Annotated in this window: 4 protein-coding genes; all 4 read right to left on the reverse strand. The window is 66.7% G+C overall.

What is annotated here, in order from left to right:
• Positions 1-107: 107 nt before the first annotated feature.
• From ptsP to rapZ, 4 genes are read right to left on the reverse strand one after another with little or no spacing between them, the layout of a single operon-like run.
• Positions 108-1,850 carry a phosphoenolpyruvate--protein phosphotransferase gene (gene ptsP / locus QZY48_RS02805; protein WP_295427413.1) on the reverse strand — a complete coding sequence of 581 codons (1,743 nt, stop codon included), beginning with the start codon at positions 1,848-1,850 and terminating at the stop codon, positions 108-110.
• Entirely contained in the window at positions 1,847-2,116 is a 270-nt protein-coding gene (locus QZY48_RS02810; RefSeq protein ID WP_295427416.1) for an HPr family phosphocarrier protein, read from the reverse strand. The genes ptsP and QZY48_RS02810 overlap by 4 nt, the downstream gene beginning before the upstream one ends.
• A gap of 5 nt (positions 2,117-2,121) precedes the next feature.
• Positions 2,122-2,529, reverse strand: a complete 408-nt coding sequence (locus tag QZY48_RS02815) for a PTS fructose transporter subunit IIA (protein ID WP_295427419.1) — start codon at positions 2,527-2,529, stop codon at positions 2,122-2,124.
• Positions 2,526-3,383, reverse strand: coding sequence for an RNase adapter RapZ (gene rapZ, locus QZY48_RS02820; RefSeq protein ID WP_295427422.1), 858 nt, complete (start codon positions 3,381-3,383; stop codon positions 2,526-2,528). The genes QZY48_RS02815 and rapZ overlap by 4 nt, the downstream gene beginning before the upstream one ends.
• Between the last annotated feature and the right edge of the window lie 260 nt (positions 3,384-3,643).

The raw sequence follows: 3,643 nt of genomic DNA on the forward strand, positions 1-3,643 counted from the left end.
ATCGCTTCTCCGATTACGATTACGATTACGACAACGACAACGACAACGACAACGACAGCGACAACGACAACGACAACGATTGTGTTTGACTTGTTCGTGACTCCTTACTAAAGCTGATTGAGCGCATCCAGCAATTCCCCCGGCTCGGCATCGTCGAGCCGGGCGAAGAGGTGGGCGGTCCGGGCCTCCAGGGCCTGGAGGTCGGTGTCGAGGATGATCTCCTTGATGCCGAGCAGGGCCCCCGGCTGCATGCTGAAGTGGCGCAGTCCCAGGCCGAGCAGGAGCCGGGTGAAGCGCGGGTCCCCGGCCATCTCGCCGCACATGGCGACCGGGGTGTCGAGGTCGCGGCCGGCGGCGATGGTGGTGCGGATCAGTTGCAGGATGGCCGGGTGGGTGGGGTCGAACAGGTAGCTGACGGTGTCGTCCAGGCGGTCGATGGCCAGCGTGTACTGGATCAGGTCGTTGGTGCCGATGGACAGGAAATCCATGCGGCGGGCCAGGGAGCGCGCCGCCAGGGCGGCGGCCGGGACCTCGACCATGGCCCCGATGGGCAGGCGCGGGTCGAAGGCCAGGCCCTCGCCGGTCAGGTCGTCCTTGAGTTGGGCGATGATGGCGAGCACCGCCTCCACCTCCTGCACGTTGGTGACCATGGGCAGCATCAGCCGGATCGGCCCCAGGGCGCTGGCACGCAGGATCGCGCGCAATTGGGGCCGGAAGAGGGCGGGCTCCTTCAGACAGAGGCGGATGCCGCGCAGTCCGAGCGCCGGGTTGCCGGCCCCGGGCCCCGGCGTACCAAGTGCCTCGCTGCGCTTGTCGAGACCCAGATCCAGGGTGCGGATGGTCAGGGGCAGCCCCGCCAAGGCCGCGACGATGGTGGTGTAGGTCGCGAGGTGTTCCTCTTCATCCGGGAGCTCATCCCGGTTCATGTAGAGGAATTCGGTGCGGTAGAGCCCGACCCCGACCGCGCCGTTGAGGCGTGCGGTCGCGGCGTCCTCGGGCAACTCCAGGTTGGCGAGCAGGCCGATGGCGGTGCCGTCGCGGGTCACCGCCGGCCGGTCGACCAGGGTGCGCAGGTGTTGCCGACGCAGCGCGATGGCGCCGAGTCGTTCGCGGTAATAGGCGAGGGTCCCGGGGTCAGGATCGGCCAGTACGGTGCCGGTCTCCCCATCGACGATCAGGGGTTCACCCGGGCGCACATAGCGCGTGATGTTGTGGACCCCGACGACCGCGGGCACCGACAGGCTGCGGGCCAGAATCGCGGTGTGGGATACGGGGCCGCCGAACTCGGTGACGAAGGCGGCGGCGCCGCGATGGCGCAGGACGATGGCGTCGGCCGGCATCAGGTCGCGGGCGACCACGACACACCCCTCCAGGTCCCGGGCCTGCGGGTCGAAGGGCAACTGGGCCCCTTGCAGGAAGGTCATGATCTGGTGGACGACGTGCTCGACATCGTCACGGCGGGTGCGCAGATAGGGGTCGTCCATGGCGTCGAAGACGCCGACCAGGGTGTCGCGCTGCTGTTGCAGCGCCCATTCGGCGCAATAGAGTTGGTCACGGATGATCTTGCGCACCTCGTCGACCAGGGCCACGTCCTCCAGCATCAGCAGGTGGGCGTCGATGAACTCGGCGATATTGAGCGGGGTGGCGCGGGGGATCTGGGCGCGGATGGTCTTGAGCGCCCGGCGGGCCGCGGCGACTGCCTGATTGAGTCGATCCAGTTCTCCCGCCACCTGCGCCGGCGTGATCGGGGTCTGGGCCACACTGGTGAGTCCATGGCCGGTGAGGTAGGCCGGTCCGATGGCGACCGACTGGCTCGCCGCGACCCCGATCCCTTGGAAGGCGATGGTCACTCGTCCTCTCCGAAGCGGCTGCCGATCAGGTCCTCGATCGCCGCCATCGCGTCCGCCTCGTCGTCGCCGCTGGCCTCCACGATGATCCAGGTGCCGCGGCTCGCCGCGAGCATCATGATGCCCATGATGCTCTTGCAGTTGACGCGCTGGCCGCGGCGCTCGACCTCGATGAAGCTCCCGAAGCGGGCGGCGCAGTTGACCAGCTTGGCCGCCGCCCGGGCGTGCAGCCCGAGTTTGTTGATGATCTCAAGGTCCCGGCGCAGCATCGGCGTCACTCCTCCACGTCCGGTTCGGGGCAGATGCAGACGCCGTCGCGGCCCCCGGCCAGGGCCTTCTCGGTCACGACGTCCAGCTCCAGCGCGGCATAGTTGAGGGCGCGCACGACCATGGGCAGATTGACCCCGGCCAGCACCCGCAGGTGCGGCCGCCGCGCGAGCAGCGCGCCGGCGAGACGCGCCGGGGTGGCCCCGTAGATATCGGTGAGGACCAGGACCCCGTCGCCGGCATCGAGCCGCCCGGCCATCTGTTCGGCCTGCGCCAGCATCAGGTCGCAGGGGGCGTCGTTCTCGACCTCGAGGGCCTCCACCCGCGTCGGGCAGGTGCCGAAGATTCCGGTGGCGACCCGTAACAGGTCGGCACCCAGGGGGTGGTGGGTGATCAGCAGCAGCCCGACGCTCACGGCAGCTCCCGGTGCCGGACCATGACCTTGTGTCCGCTGCGCTCGAAGTGCCCGCGCAGGGCCTCCACCAGATAGACGGAGCGGTGCTGGCCGCCGGTGCAGCCGATGGCGATGGTCAGGTAGAAGCGGCCATCGGTCTCGAACAACGGGATCCAGCGGTCGAAATAGGCCGCGATGTCGTTGCGCATGGCGATCACGTCCGGGCTTGACTCGAGGAACTCCACGACCGGGTGCGCGAGCCCGGTCAGCGGCTTGAGTTCCGGTTGCCAATGGGGGTTGGGCAGGCAGCGCACGTCGAACAGGAAGTCCGTGTCCTGGGGCAGACCGTGCTTGAAGCCGAAGGATTGCAGGAGGATCGAGGCCTTGGGTGAGGCATCCCCGGCGAGGCGCACCCGGACCAGATCGCGTAATTCATGGACGTTGGTCAGGGTGGTATCGATGCGGATATCGGCGACCCGGCGAATCGGCTCCAACAACTGCCGCTCCAGTTTGATCGCCTCGGCGAGTGGTCGCTCCTGGCGGGTCAGCGGGTGGCGACGGCGCGTCTCGCTGAAGCGGCGGATCAGGGTATCGGTGTGGGCATCGAGGAAGACCACCTGGCACTCGACGCCGCGGGCCTGGGCGGCAAGGATCAGGTCAGGCAGATTTTTCAGCTCCCCGGGGTTACTGCGGGCGTCCACGCCGACGGCGGTGTTGCTGAAGACCTCGTCGACGGCGTCCTTGAGCCCCAGGGCCAGGTCCTTGAGCAGGAACAGCGGCAGGTTGTCGATGCTGTAGAACCCCAGGTCCTCCAGGGTGCGCAAGGCCACACTCTTGCCGGAGCCGGAGAGGCCGCTGACGATGACGAGTCTCATGATGAGGTCCGCGGGTTGGTGGACAGATGCGGTGCCGTTTCGGGTTTCTTGTTTTCAGGTATCGAGTTTCAGATAGACACCTACCAAGACCAAAAACGGCGCGACCTGGTGGTAAGGAACGGTTCACTAATAAATTAAGCAAGTCAATTGGAGTATACCCTTAGCACCGTTGTCGTTGTCGTTGTCGTTGTCGTAATCGAGGTTATCGTAACCCTCGGATTCTCTTGGACCCCAAATTGCATCGCTTCTCCGATTACGAT

Origin of the sequence: uncultured Thiodictyon sp., assembly GCF_903828115.1 — a bacterium.
Classification (GTDB): domain Bacteria; phylum Pseudomonadota; class Gammaproteobacteria; order Chromatiales; family Chromatiaceae; genus Thiodictyon.